This window comes from Pelagibius litoralis, assembly GCF_011683915.1.
GTDB classification, from domain to species: domain Bacteria; phylum Pseudomonadota; class Alphaproteobacteria; order Kiloniellales; family Kiloniellaceae; genus Pelagibius; species Pelagibius litoralis.
This window is the reverse complement of the sequence record NZ_JAAQPH010000011.1, coordinates 51,538-71,042: the sequence shown is the minus strand read 5'-3', so window position 1 is coordinate 71,042 and position 19,505 is coordinate 51,538. Positions and strand designations below refer to the sequence as shown.

The window sequence follows — 19,505 nt, the reverse complement described above, 5'->3', positions numbered from 1 at the left end:
AAGGGGGCTAAACCACCAGATTGCCGTTACTCAGCATAGAGTCGATGATCGCCTGGCTCGATAGTGCGCCGCCACCTGTCAGATCGATGTTGGTAATGGCAATGAAGGAACTGACCTGAAAATCAAAAGTGCTGGTGCCGCTGGAATCGATGAAGACAAGTGTGCCGGAACCGGATTGCGAGAACTGCAGGTAATCGTCAAGATCCCCGCCATCCGCATCGTCCGGCACATCCTCCAGCAGGTCTGTCAGGTCCAGCACATCGCCACCTTCGCCGTTGGTGAAATCGGTGATGAAGTCGAATTCGACGGCAGGCCGGGGCGCGAAGCTGAAAGTATCGCTCCCCAGGCCACCGGTCAGGATGTCCTGGCCAAGGCCACCGGCCAGCGTGTCGTTGCCGGCGCCGCCCAGCAGCGTATCCGCACCGTCACCACCCTCAATAAGATCGTTGCCGGCTTCCCCGAGCAGGACGTCGTTGCCGGCGCCGCCATAGAGCGTGTCGTTGTCGTCTCCCGCCAAAGTGTCGGTGCCGTCGCCCCCGACCAGGGTGTCACCGCTGTTACCGCCATAGAGGCTGTCATCACCCGCGCCGCCTACCACCGTGCTCCCGACATCAAGCGCGCCGACGATGTAGTCGTTCCCCTCGTCCCCTTCGTGGAGGCCTGCTACGCCCGGCGCGGCGAGGATGATATCCCCCTCCGCCGAACCGCCGATACCCGCGTCCGTGACAATGCCGACATCGACGACGACATCGCTTTCCTGCCCGGAACCGTCGCGAACAGTATAGGTAAAGCTGCCGCTTGACACGGCGTCGCCGGGTGTGAAGCGCACCGCGTCGAATTCGGTGTCGTTGTCGGTATCGACCAGTTCGGCCGTGCCACCGACGGCGGCCGAGACGGCGGTGATCGAAAGGCCGGTACTGCCGCCCGCCAGCAGGGCCGCGAAAGGAATCACAATCGGCGAACCGTCTGAGATGTTGGTCAGCACCGGCTTGCCGGGGATCGACGGGGGCAGGAGAACGCCGTCAACATCGACCAGGGCATTGAAGTTCTTGACGATGGTATCGACATTGCCGTCGCCGTCCAGGTCGAAACTACCTTCTTGATCGTTGTCACCGTTGTTCTGGATAAATTCCTGCAGCCGGCGAAGTTCATCTTTGACCGCGTCACTGGGCGGACTGTCGAAGCTTATTTCCAGGGTATCTGTGCCGCTGCCGCCATCGAGCCTGTCCACCAGGCCGTTCGCGCCGCCCACTCGGACCTCTTGGATCACGCGGTCGTCGCCTTCGCCGCCATACAGCGTATCGCCACTGGTACCGCCGTCCAGGGTGTCGTCGCCGGCACCGCCATAGAGAATGTCGGAACCTATGTTGCCAAAGAGGTTATCGTTGCCGATGCCACCGTCCAGGAAGTCGTTCCCGCTGCTGCCGTCCAGGCTGTCATCGCCCTCACCGCCATACAGCGTGTCGAAGTTGCGGCCACCGGTAAGAGTATCGTCGCCGAGGCCGCCATAGAGCGTGTCGGCGCCGGAGTCGCCATAGAGGACATTGTCCTTGTCATTGCCGGTAACCTTGTTGGCCGACGAATTGCCGCCACCGTATTGCGCATCCCCGGTCAGCTCAAGGTTTTCCAAGTTCCTGTCGAGCGTGTGGTTGACTGAGCTTCTGACCGTGTCGAGGCCCTCATCCGACCTCTCGTTCGTTACGTCGCTTGCGCTGTCCACAATGTAGACATCGTTGCCGGTGCTACCCCATAGAGTGTCAACGCCTGCACCGCCATCCAGCGTGTCGTCGCCCGCCCGCCCGAGCAGCGTGTCGTTGTCATCGCCGCCATACAGCAGGTCGTTGTCGTCACCGCCATCCAGGTTGTCTTCGCCGATACCGCCGTAGAGCGTGTCGTTGCCGTCACTACCAAACAGGCTGTCATTCCCGTCGCCGCCGTCCAGCAGATCGTCGCCGTCGCTGGCACTCAGATCATCGTCACCGGCCTCGCCGAACAGGCTGTCATTGCCCTCTCGTCCCAGCAGTACGTCGTTGTCATCGCCGCCATACAGCAGGTCGTTGTCGCCACCGCCATCCAGGAAGTCTTCGCCGATACCGCCATAGAGCGTGTCGTTACCGGCCCGCGCGGTTATGTCGTCGTTACCCTCGCCCCCGTAGATCAGATCGGCGCCCAGATTTGTGTTGTTACTATCACCGTCCAGGTCGTCATCCCCAGCGCCGCCGTACAGCGTGTCGTCGCCTACGCTACCTGACAGCCTGTCTTTACCCTCGCCGCCATACAGCAGGTCATCGTCTTCTTCGCCGAACAGGATGTCATCACCCAGGCCGCCATAGAGGGTGTCGTCGCCTTCGTTGCCCTGCAGGGTGTTCTCACCGTTGGTCGCGCCGACAACGTAGTCGTTGCCCCCCAGCGCTTGCTGATTGGAGGAGATATCAGGGTCGACAATGACGATCTCATCCGCCGATGAAGCGTCGATGAAGTTGCCGGTTTGAATATCGATGTCAATCGTGGCGCTGCGTTCGTTGAAGCCGTCGGAGGCGATGTATTCAACGCTGCCAAAACCCCGGCCGCTGTCGCTGGCGATGAAGCGTACCGCGTCGGGCTCGTTGTCGCCGTCAGTATCGACCAGTTCCGCCGTGCCGCCGGTGACGGCGCCGAGGCCGGTGATCGTCAGCGTCTCGCTGTCGTTGGACAGCAGGGCGGCAAAGGGGATATCGATGGGCGAGCGGTCGGCGATGTTGGTCAGCACCCTGTTGTCGGCGGCCTGCGGATCTTCGATGCCGCCGATGACGACCGTCAGGTTCTCGAAGTCCTGCACGGTGACATCGGGGCTGCCATCGCCGTTCAGGTCGAAGCTCTGCACGGCACCGTTGTCGCCGGCATTGGCCTCGATGAAGGCCTTCAACAGATTGAGTTGCTCCAGGGCCAGGCCCACGGGTCTGCTGTCGTAGGTCAGCGCCAGAGTGTCCAAACCGCTGCCGCCGGAAAGGGTGTCATGGTCGTTACCAGCGACGATCTGATGGGCCACTTGATCGTCACCCGCACCGGCCAGGACTGAATCGCTGCCCGCACCGCCGTCAAGCAGGTTAGCACCGGCATTGCCGGTAATGCTGTTGTTCAGGGCGTTGCCGCTGCCGTCGATGTCGGCCTCGCCGGTCAGCTCCAGGTTCTCTAGGTTTTCGCCCAGGATATAAGTGACCGAAGCTTTCACCGTATCGGTGCCTTCGCCCGGGTCTTCGGTCACCACGTCGTCGAGGCTGTCGACGACATAGCAGTCATCGCCCGCGCCGCCTTCCAGGGTATCCGCACCGCCGCCGCCGATCAGGGTGTCGTTGCCCTCCAGACCGCTGAGTCGGTTATTGCCGCTGTTGCCGGTCAGGCTGTTGTCCTGATCGTTGCCGGTACCGTCGACGTCGCCGTCCCCGGTCTGCACCAGGTTTTCGACGCCATCGCCCAGCACCACGGAGAAAGCGCTATAGACCGTGTCGTTGCCGCCGATGTCGGTGACGTCGTCATCGCCTTCGACGCCGTAGAATGCATCGTCACCCATGCCGCCGTAGAGAAGATCGGCCCCCTCGCCGCCATAGAGGCTGTCGTTGCCGCCGCCGCCGTAGAGCGTGTCGTCACCATCAGCGCCGTAAAGCAGGTCGTCGTCGCCGGTCGAGGGGTCGTCATCATCCGGCGTATCGCCGTAGATCAGGTCGCCGTCGGCGCCGCCGTAGAGCGTGTCTTGGCTGCCCTCGCCGCCGATCAAGGTATTGGACCCGGCCTCTCCATAGAGCGCGTCGTTGCCGCTGCCGCCGTCGAGGAAATCATCCCCGGTTCCGCCGTATAGCGTGTCATCACCGGCGCCGCCGTAGAGATGATCGTTGTCGTCGCCGCCATAGAGCGCGTCATCGCCGCCGACGCTGTCATCGGTATCGCTGCTGTCACCATAGATCGTGTCGTTGCCGGTACCGCCATAGAGCGTGTCGTTGCCGCCGGCGATGTTCAGTTCCGCCGTCGCGCCGCCCAGCGCCAGCACGTCGCCAGCAATCAGGTCGTCGCCCGCCCCGCCGCGGATCGAATCGTCGCCGCCGCCGTTCACCACCGCGGAACCGGAGACGCCGTCTGCCAGCGCATCGCCGGAAATGGTGTCGTTGCCGGCCCCTGCGTCGATGGTATCGCTGCCCGCAACGCCGCCGTCACTGGCGGTATTGGTCACCGTGGCCGACACGATGCCGGCATCACCGGCCAGAGCATCGCCGGCTATAAGGTCGTTACCACTTCCGACGGTGATGCTGTCGTTGCCGGCCCGGCTGCCGGCCCCGCTGGCCATGTTCTCGGTCAGGACGGTGGCAAGCAGACCATCAAAGGCCATGGCATCGCCGGAGATCACCTTGTCGCCGTCGCCTCCCAGAATGGTGTCGTTGCCGGCTTCCGCCCGCGTCGAAGGGGCGCCATCGCCTTCAACTGTCGCTGTATTGATGGCTTTGGCATTACCGCCGACGAAGTTGAGAGCTAGCGCATCACCCGCGACGAGGCCTTCTCCGGTGCCAATACTAATGTCATCGCTACCCGATCGTGCAGCAGCAGAGCCTGGCCCACTCGCGCTTGCAGCGGCCGTGTTCTGTGCGATGGCTGCGATGCCCGGCTCACTGCCGAGGCCGCTAATTCCAAAACCAAAAGCGTCACCGGCGACGACCATCCCGTCGAAAACGAACCCGCCCGTCAAATCCAGAGCGATGCGGTCGTTGCCGGCCGAAGCCAGGCCGCCAACAATCTCCCCAACCGCAGCGGTAGCGGAATTGACCGCCAAGGCGACCACGTCATCCGTGCCGCCTTCACGAGCCAGGGCATCTCCGGCAATCACACCGTTATCGCCAAGGCCGGTAATGCTGTCGTCGCCGGCCTTGGCCTCGCCGCCGAACCCGCTCACATCCGCAGAGTTGACAAGCGTCGCGCTACCGTCATACGCGACGCTGCCACCGGAAACGTCCAATCCGCCCTCACCAGGGCTACCAGCAAAGATAAGATCGTTGCCGGTACCGGCCACTGCCTGACCATCGCTGGTCTTGGCCGTATTCATCGCCACGACATCACCGTCCGGCGCATAGTCCTCACCAGCGACAAGAGAATATGCGTCGTCGCCGTAGATCACGTCATTGCCCGCCCCGCCGACGAGGTGATCAACTTTGAGAGCAACGCTGTCGCCGCCATAGAGCGTGTCGTCACCGCCGCCGCCAAAGAGGCTGTCGTCCCCATCGCCCCCATAGAGCAGATCGTCATCGCCGCTCTGCGGGTCGGCATCGTCGGGGGTGTCGCCGTAGATCAGGTCACCGTCGGCGCCGCCGTAGAGCGTGTCCTGGCTGCCCTCACCGCCGATCAGCGTATCGACACCGCCGTCCCCATAGAGCATGTCGTTGCCGACCCCACCGTCGAGGAAGTCGTTCCCCTCGCCGCCATAGAGATCGTCATTGCAGAAACCGCCATAGAGGCTGTCGTTCCCGCCCTCGCCAAAGATGGTGTCGTTGCCGGCGCCGCCATTCAGGCTTTCGCCGGTGTCGTCGCCGTCGATCCGCTCCGCACCCAGTTCGCAGAGATCCTCGATCACCACACCGTCGATCACCACCTCGACTTCTTCCCAATCGGCCACGGTGATGTCGTCAGTACCGTCGCCATCCAGGTCAAAGCTGTTGTCGGCAAAGCCGTTGGTGGTGTTGCCCCAGGAGGCACCGCCGAAATCGAGCGGATCGCGGTCCGCCGCCGGGTCGCTGAAGGAAGCCAGCAGCGCCACCATCTCCAGTAATTCGTTGAGCGCGGTATCGTTGGGCTCAGCCGCATAGGTGACCACCAGCTTGTCCAGGCCCAGGCCGCCGTCGTAGAGGTTGCCCGTACCCTGCCCATCCGCATCGGCAATGTAGAGACCGGTGTCGTCGCCCGCGCCGCCGTAGAGGGTATCGCTGCCATCGCCGCCGTCGAGGGTATCGTTGCCGCCGATGGCGGCGGCGGTATCGCTGCTATCGCCATAGATCGTGTCATCGCCGGCACCGCCGGTGATGGTGTCGTCGCCGCCGGCGATGTTCAGTTCCGCCGTCGCGCCGCCCAGGGCCAGCACATCGCCAGCGATCAGGTCGTTGCCTTCACCGCCCAGGATCGAATCGTGACCGCCGCCGTTCACCACCGCAGCGCCGTTGGCGCCGATCGCCAGCGCATCGCCGGAGATGGTGTCATCGCCATCCCCGGCCGCGATGGTGTCGCTGCCGGCGACGCCGCCTTCGCTGGCGGTGTTCCTCGCCAAGGCGAAAGTCTCTCCGTCGCTGACCGCCAGCGCGTCACCGGCTATCAGGTCGTTGCCATTGCCTGCGGTGATAGAATCGTTGCCCGCGGAAGAACCGTCGTCCGTGGCATTGTTGATACCGAAGGCCGTCGTCGTACCGTCGGCGTTCGATACCAGTGCCATGGCATCGCCGGCCAGCCGGTTGTCGCCGGCGCCCGCCACGATGGTATCGTCACCGGCACGGCCGCCCAAGGAGGCCTGGTTGGTCTGATCAACACTCACGCCCGTCGCAGCATCCCCCAGCGAGCCGCCGGAGATGATGTCGTCGCCGCTGCCGGCGGTGATCGAGTCGTTGCCGGCTTCGTTGTTCCCGACGGCGGTGTTTCTGGCCGTGGCTTGTGCATTGGCGGAAGCGGAAACGGCCTGTGCCTCACCGGCCAGACGGTTTTCGCCATTGCCGGCCTCTATGGTGTCGTTGCCGGCCCGATTGCCGAAGCCGAGCCCTGTGCCGTTGCCCACGGTGTTGCCGGTGTTGGCAAAGACAAGCATGTCGCCAAAAACCTGAGCATCGCCGGCGATACTGTCCGCACCTTCAAGAGCGGAGATCATATCGTTGCCGGCGGTATTACCTTGCCCCCCGTCGGCGGCATTCACCGCATCGGCGGTAGGTCTATCGGGCGCCAAGCTCAGCGCCAGGCTCTGCGCGTCGCCGGCAACCCTGTTGTCGCCGCCCGCAGCAACGATGGTGTCGTCACCAGCCTTGTTGAAACTGCCGCCGTCTTCGCCACCCTCGGCCCGGTTGGTCTGACCAGCATCAGCGCCTGACGCGCCTATGGCCTGGGCATCGCCGGAGATGACATCCCCCGCCGCCGCCCCGGTGCCGGTGGTCTCGATCCGGTCATTGCCGGCCTGGTTGCCGCTGTGGCCGCCCACGACACTGTCGCCGGCGAAGTTGTTGCCGCGAGCCGCCACGGAATTGCTGGAAGCGAATGCCTGGGCGTCGCCAGCGATGGTGTCCGCGCCGCCGTAGGCATTGATCTCGTCATTGCCGGCAGAGGCCGAGTCACCCCTTGCCGCATTGGTGGTGGTCGCCACGGCAAAGTTCGTCAGCGGCGCCAGGGCCTGGCCATCGCCGCTGATGATGTCGCCGTTATCGCCGCCCGTTGCGATGGTATCGTTGCCGCCCAGACCACCATCCAGGGCTTCGTTGGTCACATTCGCGAACGCAAAAGAGGAGTTCTGGCTGACCGCCATGGCGTCGCCGGCGACCTTGTTGGCGCCAGAGCCCACGCGGAGAAGATCGTTGCCGGCCTCGCCCCCGCCGCCTTGAAGCCCGGCCTGGTTGACCGCGTCGGCCTGGGTGCGCCCGAAGTCCGAGCGCGCCATGGCATCGCCCGCGACTTCGTCGTCACCGCCGCTCGCATCGTTATCCGCCAAGATAACATCGTTGCCGGCGGAACCGCCATCGTTCGCGGTGTTGGCCTGATCGGCCAGCGCCGAATTCACCCCCACCGCAAGCGCACCGCCGGAAAGGGTGTCGTTGCCCGCGCCGGCCGTGATGCTGTCGTTGCCGGCCGTGCCGCTGCCCTCGGCGAGGTTGTCGCCATAAGCTTGCACTCTCTTCCCCGTGGCCAGGGAGTCGCCGGCCGCCAAGTCGCCGCTGCCGTCGGCCGCGTCGAAGCCGCCGGTGAGGATCTCATCATTGCCGGCCGACCCGCCGCCGGTCGCGTCATTCGTCGCCTGGGCCAGCGCAGTGCTGTCGATACTCTTGGCCCAGGCATCGCCGGAGATCACGTCGTTGCCGCCGCTGTCGCCATCGGCGGAGATGACATCGTTTCCGGCAGTTCCGTCGCCGACCGCCACATTGGTGTTGGTCGCCGTCGCCGCGCCGGACGCAGTCGCCAGGGCGCCGCCGGAGATGGTGTCGTCGCCGTTACCGCTGGTGATGCTGTCGTTGCCGGCCCCGACACCGTTGCCCGTGGCCTCGCCGTAGTTCACCACCGTTGCGTCGCCGCCCAGGCTGAGGGCCTCACCGGCGATCAGATCGCCCAGGGAACCTATCGTCGCATCGATGCTGTCGTTGCCGGCGATGGCCGCGCCGTTGGCACCCGCCGAGGCTCTGTTGTTCACCACCGCAGCGCTGCCTTCGCCCCTCACCAGGGCGTCACCGGCAATCGTATCGGTGCCGGCGCCGGCGATGATCGTATCGTTGCCGTCGCCGCCGTCAAGGAGATCGTCGCCGCCGATGCTGTCGCCGGGGGTGTTCGAATCGCCGTAGATCGTGTCGTCGCCCGCGCCGCCGTAAATCGTGTCGTCGCCGCCGGCGATGTTCAGTTCCGCCGTCGCGCCACCCAGGGCCAGCACGTCGCCGGCGATCAGATCGTCGCCGGCACCGCCCAGGATTGAGTCGTTACCGCCACCGTTGACCACCGCAGTGCCGCTGGCGCCGATCGCCAGCGCATCGCCGGCAATGGTGTCGTTGCCGCCTCCGGCCTCGATGGTGTCACTGCCGGCGACGCCGCCGGCGCTGGCGGTGTTTGTCGCCGTGGCGGAAGCCTCGCCGGCGCCGCTGATCGCCAAAGCATCGCCGGCGATGATATCGCCACCGTCGCCAGATAGGATGGAATCGTTGCCGGCGCCGTTGCCGTCACCGTCTGCGGTATTGGTCGCCGCTGCAAAGGCTTCGCCATCGCCGCGCGCCAGGGCGTCGCCGGAGAGGATATCGGCCCCATCGCCAGTGACGATGGTGTCGTTACCGGCGAACGCCACACCCAGGCCCGTCTCGGCGTTGTTGGTCACCATGGCCCTGCCGCCGGCGCCGGTCGCCGCCGCATCGCCGGCCACAAGGTTGGCGCCGCCGCCGGCATCGATGCTGTCGCTGCCTGCCGAGGCGGTGGAACTGGCCGACGCCATATTCACCGCCGTTGCCACACCGTTGTCGCCGGTCGCCAGGGCGTCACCGGAAACGATGTCGTCGCCGTCGTCAGCCGAGATGGTGTCGTCGCCTGCCGTGGCTGTGGCCCCGTTTGTCGCCGTGGCGTCGTTCTTGACGTCGGCAATACCGTAGTCGCCGGTGGCCAGCGCGTCGCCCGCCACCGTGTTGGCGCCGCCGCCGGCCTCGATGGAGTCGTCTCCGGCCGAAGCCACCGCGTTTTCATCGGTCGCCGTCGCCGTGTTGACGATCCCCGCCGTCACCGCATCCACTGCCGCCAGAGCGATACCCGCCGCCAGCGCGCCGCCGGAGATGGTGTCGTTGCCGTCACCGGCTTCGATGGTATCGCTGCCGGCCGAGGCGTTGCCGTCGTCCTCGGCAGTTGCATTGTTTTCCACCGTGGCGTTGCCGCCCGCGGCGTCGGTGCTGCCACCGTCGCCGGCAACGACGTTCCCGCCATCCCCGGCATCGATTCTGTCGGCGCCGGCACGGCTCTGACCGTACCCGCTGGCCGTCGCTTCGCTGGAGACTTCGGTCCGGCCGCCGACGCCCGTCGCCAGGGCATCACCTGAAATCACATCGTCGTCACCACCGGACCCGATCCTATCGTCACCCGCATCCGCGCCGTCCGCATCGCTAAGGTCGTCCGGATTGTCGGACACCTTCTCAGCGACGTTCACAACCTTAGCCAGACCGTTCACACCGAGCGCCCCGGAGTCACCGGCGATGACGTTCTCACCGTCGTCCGCCTCGATGTTGTCGGTGCCCGAATCGATATCGCCTTGCGCCGCAGCGTTGTCGACCGTAGAGGTCGCCCGGTTCTCGGTCAGCGCCGTAGCGCCCCTGCCCTTGGTCAGGGCGTCGCCGGCCAGCGTATCGTTTCCGCCGCCGACCTCGATCCGATCACGGCCAACATCGATGTCGTCGTGGTTGGTACCAGTGCCGGTATTCAATGCGGTGGCATTGCCGCCGGCCGCACTCGTCACCAGTGCATCGCCGGCCACCAGGTTTTTGCCTTCGGCACCGTCAATGCTGTCGCGACCGGTATCGACGTCGCCGCCGTCGCTGGCCAGACCGGTATTGGTGGTCGTGGCCGTGCCGCCGGCCGCCGTGGTGACCGCACCACCGGAGATGGTGTCGTCGCCGTCGCCGCTGTCGATCTCATCATTGCCCGCGTCGGCATCGGTAAAGTCGCCCGAAGCCGCGCCGTAATTCAGGGCCGTGGCGTTGCCGCCCAGGCTGAGGGCCTCACCGGCGATCAGATCCCCGGTGTCGCCCGCCGTGGTATCGATGTTGTCCTCGCCGGCGTCGGCATCGCGGCCGCCGCTCGCCGAGGCTCTATTGTTCGCCACCGCAGAGCCGCCCGCACCGATGGCCAGGGCGTCGCCGGCCACCGTGTCGGCGCCGTCACCGGCATCGATGGTGTCGTTGCCCGCCGCGGCGTCGTCGCCGTAATCGCTGATCGCGGCCGTGTTTTCGACCCGCGCTATGGCCCCGGACGTCGATACCGCCAAAGCGTCGCCCGCCAGGACATCATTGCCGCCGATTGTGGTGACCACATCCGACCCGGAACGCCCGCCTGAATCAGCTTCGTTTCTGGTATCCGCCAGGGCCCGCAGCGTGCCCTCGGCCAGGGTACCGCCGGAAATCGTGTGATCGCCAAGACCAGCCGTAAGCGTGTCGTTTCCGGCCGCACTGCCGTTGCCGCTGGCCACGTTGTCCCCATAGGCTTCGGCATCGTAGCCGCGGGCCAGCGACTCGCCGGCGACCTTGTCGCCGTTTTCCGCATTACCGCTGCGGATCACATCGCTTCCGGCGGCCGTGCCATCATCACCAACCGCCCGGTTGTCGGCTTCGGCCCGGGCCGAACCCTCCGCAACATCGGCAAGGGCCGCGGAATCGCCGACCAAAACATCATCGCCAAAGCCGGTGCCTGTAAGGCTGGCCTGGATCACATAGTCGCCGGTGGACTCTTCATCGTAGGCGCGAATGGCTATGTAGTAAACGCCGTCAGCCGGCACCGTAAACGTCAGAAAGGAGTCGTAGTTGCCATCGTCAAATTCCACCGAACCCGGATCGACCGGCAGATCGGAATCGTCGTTTTCGGACACCACATCGCCGGCGGCATCCAGCAGCGCGATCCGCGGGTCGACGCCATCGCCCTGGCCCCAGGCAAAATCGACATCGAGGGTAAGGACCTCCCCGGCTTTCAGGTCGATTCGGTAAAGGTCGGTGTCGCTCTGCTCGTTGATCAGACCTTCGATCCGCACCCGGGGCAGGCTGTCGTCATCGACGTTCGGATCCTCTGCGATACCAAAACCTGCGCGGTCGATGACCTGGGCACCCGCCAGCGTGCCGTTCACATCGACATGGTCGCCGTCTGCCGGAAGCTCGACACCCCCGCCCTCGTCACCGCTGGGCACAAAACCGGTGTCGCCGTCCACAATCGTCGCCGGCCCGCCGGCTTCGTCCGCGCTGACGGATACGATATCGGCGTTGATCACATCGTTGCCGGCAGAGCCGTAGTCGCCACCAAGGTTAGTGGTCTGCGCAGAGGCATCCTTGCCCTCGGCAAGGGAATCGCCGGCGAGGGTGTCGTCGCCAGCACCGGTGACGATACTGTCGTCACCGGCCTCAGCGCCCACGGCGTCAGCCGTGTTTTCGGTCACCGCGTCGGCCATACCGGAAGAAAACTCCGCCGCGTCGCCGGCGCCGGCATTGTCGCCGTCGCCGCCAATGGTGGCGCTGTCGCTACCCGCCTGGGACCCGGCGCCGTCGGCCGTATTGCGGGTCGTCGCCGTATTGCCGTCGCTGTCGAAACTCAGACTGTCCAGACTGAACCTGTTGCTGCCGCCGGCATCGATCCAGGTGTCGCTGCCCGCCGAACCGCCGGCTGCCGCGGAGTTGCCGGTCGTCGCCGTCGCGCTGCCCAGGACGTCGTCCGCCAGGGCTTCACCGGCGACGGAATCGTTGCCGCTGCCCGTGACGATGGCGTCATTGCCCGCCGAAGCCCCCGCCGCCGTAGCGCTGTTAACCGCCTCCGCCATCGCTGTACCACCAACGGCAACAGAACCCACGGCCATGGCATCGCCAGACACCCGGTTGTCGCCGTCGCCGGCATCGATGCTGTCGTTGCCGGCGCTGCTGCCGGCGCCGTCTGCGGTGTTGGTCGCCTTGGCAAAGACTTCGCCATCGCCGCGCGCCAGGGCGTCGCCGGAGAGGATATCGGTCCCATCGCCGGTGACGATGGTGTCGTTGCCGGCGAACGCCACGCCCAGGCCCGTCTCGGCCTTGTTGGTCACCATGGCCCTGCCGCCGGCGCCGGTCGCCGCCGCATCGCCGGCCACAAGGTTGGCGCCGCCGCCGGCATCGATGCTGTCGTTACCGGCTTCAGCCCGGCCGCCGCTGCCCACGGTGGCCGTGTTGTCGGCCTGGGCCAGGGTGTTCTCACCCACCGCCAGCGCACCGCCGGAGATGGTGTCGCCGCCGCCACCGGCATTGATGGTGTCGTTACCGGCGGTCGCCCTACCGGTGTTGCCGTCGGCAACCGTCGCGTTGTTCTCGACCGTGGCCTTGCCGCCGTCGGTGCTGATGCTTGCCGCATCACCGGCAATCACCTCGCCGGCGGAACCGCTGCTGGCGGTGATCGAGTCGTTGCCCGCCTGGGCCGCGACCCCGGCATCACCGGTGGCATCGGCATCGTTGTTCACGGTCGCGACAGCATCGTCACCCGTCGCCAGGGCATCGCCCGCGACCTTGTCGGCGCCGTCACCGACCGCAATCGTATCGTTGCCGGCAGACGCCAGGCCGAGGGAAGCCGCTGCCTTGTTGATGATGGTGGCGAGCGCCATCGCACCGGCCGCCAGGGCGCCGCCGGAGACGGTGTCGTTGCCGCTGCCGGTGACGATGTTGTCATTACCGGCGGTCGCGCCATTCACGGAGTCGTCGCCCGTCGCGGTGTTCTCCACATTGGCCTCGGCACCCGGGCCGTCGGCCGTGGCTTCACCGGAAACCCGGTTGTTGCCTTCGCCGGCGTCGATGGAGTCATCGCCCGCCGAACCGCCGGTCGCCGCCGTGTTGTCGACCTCGGCCAGGATGTCGCCTTCGTTCTCGTTGTCGGCCTTCGCCCAGGCATCGCCGGCCACGTCATCGCCCGTGCCGCCACCCGCAAAGTCGGAGGCGATGGTATCGTTGCCCGCCGTCGCGCCGAGACCGGTCGCTTCGTTGGCCTGCGTCGCCGTGGCGCCGGTCTCGCCGATCGCCTGCGCCCCGCCGGAGACAGTATCGGCACCGCCGGCCGTGTTGATCGTGTCGTCGCCCGCAGACGCGCCTACGGTGGCGGCGTTGCTGCCGCTCGCCGTGGCCGTCCCATCGGAAATCGCCTGGGCCTCGCCCGCCACCAGATTGGCGCCCCTGCCGGGACTGGCCGGACTGTCGATGTCGAACCCGGCAAAGACACGATCGTTGCCCGCCATGCCGTCGCCGCTGGCGGTGTTGCTGGCGGTTGCCGTGGCCGTGCCATCCGAAAGAGCCTGGGCCTCGCCGGCTACCACGTTGTCGCCCACGCCGGCATTGAGACCGTCGTTGCCGGCCTCGGCCCCACCGCTCGCCGCATTGACCTGCTCGGCATCTGCCACGGTCGCGCCGATCGCCTGGGCGCCGCCGGATATCGTATCGGCAGCATCGCCGCCAAAGATGTTGTCCTCACCCGCCTCGCGACCGCCGCCGGAGCCGACATTGTTGCCGTAGGCCTCGGCCGCGCCGCCGGAGGAGATCGCCTGGGCGTCGCCGGCAATCACACTGGCCTCGGCACTCACAAAATCGGCACCCACAAAAACCGAATCGCTACCGGCACGGCTGTCGCTGCCATCTGCGGTGTTGACCTGCCGGGCATTGGCCGAAGTCGCGCCGATCGCCTGGGCGTCGCCGGAGATGGTACCGCCGCCGACGGCCACATTGATGAAATCACGGCCAGCGTCACCACCGTCACCGGCAGTATTACTGCCCTCGGCGTCAGCCGACCCGGCGGCGGAAACAGCCTGAACATCACCCGCCAGAGCGTTGCTGCCGCCGCCAACCTCGATGCTGTCGTTGTCGGCATCGCTGTCCACACCGCTCGCGGTGTTTACCTGCCGGGCATTGGCCGAGGTCGCGCCGATCGCCTGCGCCCCGCCGGAGATGCCATCGCCGCCGTCATCCGCGACAATCCTGTCTCGACCCGCGTCACTGCCGACAAACGCCGCATTGCTGCCATAGGCCGTGGCGCTGCCGTCGGAGATCGCCTGAGCGTCGCCGGAAACCGTGTCCTCGCCGTCTCCTGATTCGATTTGGTCCAGACCGGCATCGCCGCCGCCGGATGCAACATTGTTGCCATAGGCTTCGGCTGACCCGGCAGAGGAGGTCGCCTGAGCATCACCAGCGACCTGGTTGTCGCCGCCACCGGCGAGGAGGGAGTCGCCGCCTGCCTCGCCCGAGGTGTCGGCAAGGTTAATGGTCTGCGCAATGGCACCGGTTACACCAATGGCCAAAGAATCGCCGGAAAGCGCATCGGCGCTATCCCCCGACGTGAGGGTGTCGTTGCCCGCCGAACCAGCGCCGCCGGCCGTGTTGTCAGCCGTCGCCGTGGCGCTGTCGCCCCGGGCCAGAGCCTCGCCGGCGATGGTGTCCTTGCCGGTGCCGCCGTCGATCACATCATTGCCGGCCGCGGCCTCCGCGCGGTCGCTGCGGTTCTGACTAATGGCCGTCGCCGAAGAGGTATCGCCCCCGGCACTTGCGTCCGCCAGCGCCTCGCCGGCAATCAGGTCATCGCCGTCCCCGCCGTCGATCGTGTCGATGCCGGTCGATGCCGTGCTCTCGCCGCCCTGCAAACCGAGATTATGGGCCGTCGCCTCCGCCGTACCGGACGATCCTTCTCCGGTAACGATCGCCGCCGCATCGCCGGCAATCCTGTCGTTACCGGCGCCGCCAACGAGGGAATCGTTGGCGAAACCGCGGTCTGTCTCGCCCGTACCGTCCAGCAGCCGGACAACGCTGTTATCGGAATAACTGACAGCCTGGGCGCTTTCGGAATCGGCGGCCATAGCGTCGCCGGACACCGCGTCATCGCCATTGCCGGCGACGACGGTGTCGTTGCCGCCCAGCACCGCAATGGCCGCCGCATCGGACTCGCCGGCACTACCGGGAATGGCGGTCACATTGTTCAGCGCATCGCCGGCAATGACGTCATTGCCGGCGTGGTCGGGGTCGTCGTCCGGCAGGCCGGCGATCTCTTCCGAACCGTCGCCGTAGATCTCGTCGTCGCCGCTGCCGCCCTCCAGGGAATCGTTGCCCTGGCCACCGATCAGGTAGTCGCCACCGGCACCGCCATAGAGCGCGTCATCACCGGCTTCGCCGAAGAGGAAATCGTTGTGATCGCTGAACAGGGGGTCATGGGTAAGGTCCGCGCTATCCGCGCCACCGAGCACCGAGGAATCGAGAATCTGCTGAAACTGGTTCTGTGCCTTGTCGCCCTGCTGTCCGCGCAGCGCCTGCGAGCCGCCGTAGAGCGAATCCCCGCCCCCGGCGCCGAGCAGGAAATCAGGTCCGCCGCCGCCCTCAAGCAGCTCACCCTGGGGATCGGCCGCCTGCAGGAAATTCTGACCGGCCAGCGGATCGGGGTTGTCCTGGCCCGGATTCAGATCGTCGTTCAGCGGATCCTTGGCATTGGCATCATCGTCCGTCTGATCGTCATCAGTGTCGTTGAGGGCCCCGTCGGTGGGGATCGTGCTGGTGGTCCAGTCGCCCGGGCCGTCGCTGTCGGTGGTATCGACCCGCGAGAAGATGGGGTGACCCTCGGTAAAACGGCCGTTGAAGGTCTCAAAGCTCAGATTCAGCAGCGGGGAGCCGAATCCATCCGGCGTACCGGTGAAATCCGGGTCAGTCAGGCCGTCCAGGTCTTCCTGGGAGACATTGGCCGCAAAGGTGTCGAGCGAACCCGTGACGCCGTCTTCGGTCGACACCAGGTTCACCGCAACCGGATCGCTGGTATCGTCGCCCAGGTTCCAAAATGCCTGAGCCTCGACGTCCTGGCCGCCGATCACATTGCCCTCGGCATCGAAGACCCGCAGCATAACGGTTTCAAGACCGTCAGCGAGGCTGTCACCAGCAAGCTGATAGAGAACCACAAATCCGCCGGCCGGGACGGTGATACCGCCGGGCACCTCGAAAACGATCGTCTCGCCGGCGGGATTGAGGATCTCGACCACAAGGTTTTCCGGGAAAACCCCGGCGGCGCCGTTGTTCACCACTTCGATGAAGTTGTATGCCTGGGCCAGTTGCGGGGCGGCGTCGGCAGCCTGGGGCGCATTGGCCGGATCCGGCTCCACCGTATCCGGCAGATCGGGAACGCGCAGTGTCGCGGAGACGCCGATCTCGTTGATCAGCGGCAACGGCAACGCAATCTCCGGCGCCGCTTCGTCGTTCAAAGCCAGTTCGATGGCATCGGCCTCAGTCCCGGCCAGGCCGAATTCGAGCTCGGTCCCCCCAAGCGGGTCCGCCGACGCGGTCAGCAGATCGATGGTCTCACCCAGGTCGTCGTTGTAGGCCGTCGCGCCGCCACCCTGGGCGCCCTGGCCGGCCGCCGTCTCCAGGTTGGTGTCGCCGCTCTCCGCCAACGCCAAAGCCTGGCTGATCAATACGTCCGCAGCGATCTCTATACCGCCAACCGTGAAGCTGGGCGCGTCGCCGCTGTCGGCCAGCGTCACCAAATCGAGGAAGACGATCTGGCTGTCGGGCGTGCCGTCGCCATTGTCATCGAAGGTCAGGATGAAGTCGGCCCCGTCGACCCGAACCTGCGCATCGCCCGGCGGAAAAGTCAGGTCATAAACCTGGCCGGCCACGGCCTGAATCTCAACAATCTGTCCGGGTGAACCACGCGAAATGATCAAGACATCCGCAGCTTGACCGGTCAGTTTGCTGCTACCGTCACTGCTGGCGACATGACTGCTCTCAACGGACTCGGCCAAAGTATCGTCCAGACCCTCGTCGCCGCGGCTGAGGTCGTCCGTCATCCTGTCTCTCCCACTTGTCCCACACCCCTTGGTGCAGATGCAAAACCCGGTCATTGAGAACCGGCTTCCGTATCCGCTGCGTACTCAAATTCTTAAGCACCTGGATTCTTAGATGTTTCGAGGCACCTGCGTTCCTGGACATCCATGTACATAGATGCACCCAAACACCTGTGTTCCCAGACACCTACGGCAGGCCGCAAGAACGCTACCTGTGCCTTTGCCGCCGCGCCTGTGAGTAGAGACAGTTTTGCCGGTTGATTTGAATGGGAAATAAGTAGTTTGACTGACCTGCGGGCACCTTTGTCCGAAATGAGTCTCCCACACATACGGAGATGTGAGCTTGAGATCCTTCAACCTTGAGTTAGAGTCGGCCCGCAATGGTAAATTCGCAGATTCCATGGCCCATACTTTTTCTGGCCACGTTCCTTTTTGCGCTCGCACCGACCTCTGCCGTCCAGGCGGACAGCCCCTTGGAGGCGTGCGATTCGGCAACGCCGCTCAACAGCCTGTCGGAACGCGGGGAAGACCAACTGCGCCCCTTGCTGGCGGACGTCTTCCTCGACCCCACCGGGGTAACGGAACCGGCCGCTATTGCGGCGCAGGCTTTCGAATCGGGGCATTGCACCCTCATTTTTCAGGCCCCGCTGCCCGACCAGGCTCTCTGGCTCCGCTTCACCGTCGTCAATGACCACGGCAGCGAAAAGCAGTGGTTCGTCGCCTTTATGGAATTCATCTTCGATGAGGTGATCCTGTTCGAACAGCAACCGGACGGTTTGATCAACCTATCGCGGAACGGCCGCACCGTCCCTCTTCCCGAAAGGGTAAATACCGAGGTCAAAACCGGCTTTCCCCTGACTGTCGGGCCGGGCGAGGAGAAGACCTTCTACCTGCGCATTCAGGGAACCTTCGCGCCGACCATAACCCCGGTGATTATGTCGTCCTATCTGTTTACGGGCTGGTCGACGCTGACCTTGGTTATGACGGCTCTATTCCTGGGCTACGTCGGGGCCATTGCCATCATCAGCCTTGTCCTGTTCCAGCACATAGAGGCCCGCTTCTATCAGTACTATGCGCTCTACATGCTTTGCCTCTTCGTCTTTTCATTCATCTATGACGGATGGCTCAGCAATTTTGTCGGCGTGACCCTTCCGGTTACCGTGATGTCGCCGATTCGCGAGTTCATGGCCGGGCTCGGCGTCTTCGCCAACATCCAATACTGTCGCGTGCTGCTTAGGATCGACGCGGGTACGCCCGGGCTAAGGCGACTGTTCCTGGTCCTGTCAGGCATTGCCGTCGTCACGACCGGGCTGGCGGTCGTCGATCCCTGGGGCCTCTCCCTCCCCTTGCATCTCGCTTTCTTCGCCTGCCCCCTGGTCCTCCTCGGTGTGGCATTCAAGAGAATTTACGACGGGCTGCCGCAGGCCAAGTTCGTCTTCGGATCCCTGCTCGCCCTGACATCGGGGCTGTCCATCGCCGTCTATTCCTTTGTCTTCCCGATCGAAATCACACAGGCTGCCGTCGCTTACGATCTCATCGTCATGCGCCCGCTCACCTGGGGCTATTACCTGGCCGTCATGGGGGAGACGACCTTCATGATGCTGGCAATCTCGACCATGGTGAACGCTCTTCACAAGCAGAGACATACCGCCGTCGTGGAGGTGCAGGCGCTGCGGCGTGACGCGATCGCCGCCCAGGACCAGCATGCCGAATCCCTGAAAACCGCCAGTGCAAGAATCGAGGCACTTGAGGCCAGTCTGATCGAGAGCCCTCAAAAAAGCCTCCAGTCCCCGGCCGAGCAGCGCTTTGTTGAGTCCGCCACCCGGTGTGTCCTGGAACATCTGGGCGAGCAGGGCTTCGGCGCCAGGGAACTGGCGGCCGCGCTGGGGACCAGCGAAAAGACTCTCGGCCGGCGCTTGAAGGAAGCCTGCGGCCTGGCGCCGGCCGCCTTCATTCGATCCGTGCGCCTGACCTTCGCCCGCGATCTTATCCTGCTGCGCCAGCGCAACACGATCGCCGAGATCGCCCATGCTGCCGGCTTCTCCAACGTCGGCCACTTTGCCAAGTTGTATCGCCGGGAGTTTGGGCAAACGCCGAGTGAATCCTTCAGGTCGACAAAAACTGTGGATTAGCCCGGATCACTTTCCTGCCGGTCTCAGGCTCAAAGGAGGTTGGAGGCTTGCGGGCGGCCTCAACGCCAAAAGCCCCGCTTGGTAGCGGGGCTTTTATGTTTGGTATTGGATTCAGGGTTTTCGCCTTGCCTTGATGG

At 65.2% G+C, this 19,505-nt stretch carries 2 protein-coding genes; one reads left to right on the top strand and one right to left on the bottom strand.

Translation table 11 applies throughout. From position 1 onward, the window contains the following. Nucleotides 1-7: 7 nt before the first annotated feature. Nucleotides 8-17,239: a type I secretion C-terminal target domain-containing protein gene (locus HBA54_RS29455; protein ID WP_167226011.1), complete on the bottom strand. Its 17,232-nt coding sequence runs from the start codon at nucleotides 17,237-17,239 to the stop codon at nucleotides 8-10. Between the two features lie 470 nt (nucleotides 17,240-17,709). Here HBA54_RS29455 and HBA54_RS15035 point away from each other — a divergent pair, with 470 nt between their 5' ends. Beyond that, the gene (locus HBA54_RS15035; RefSeq protein ID WP_167226008.1) at nucleotides 17,710-19,368 is read left to right on the top strand and encodes a helix-turn-helix domain-containing protein; all 1,659 of its coding nucleotides are present in this window, start codon (nucleotides 17,710-17,712) and stop codon (nucleotides 19,366-19,368) included. The last annotated feature ends 137 nt before the right edge of the window (nucleotides 19,369-19,505 follow it).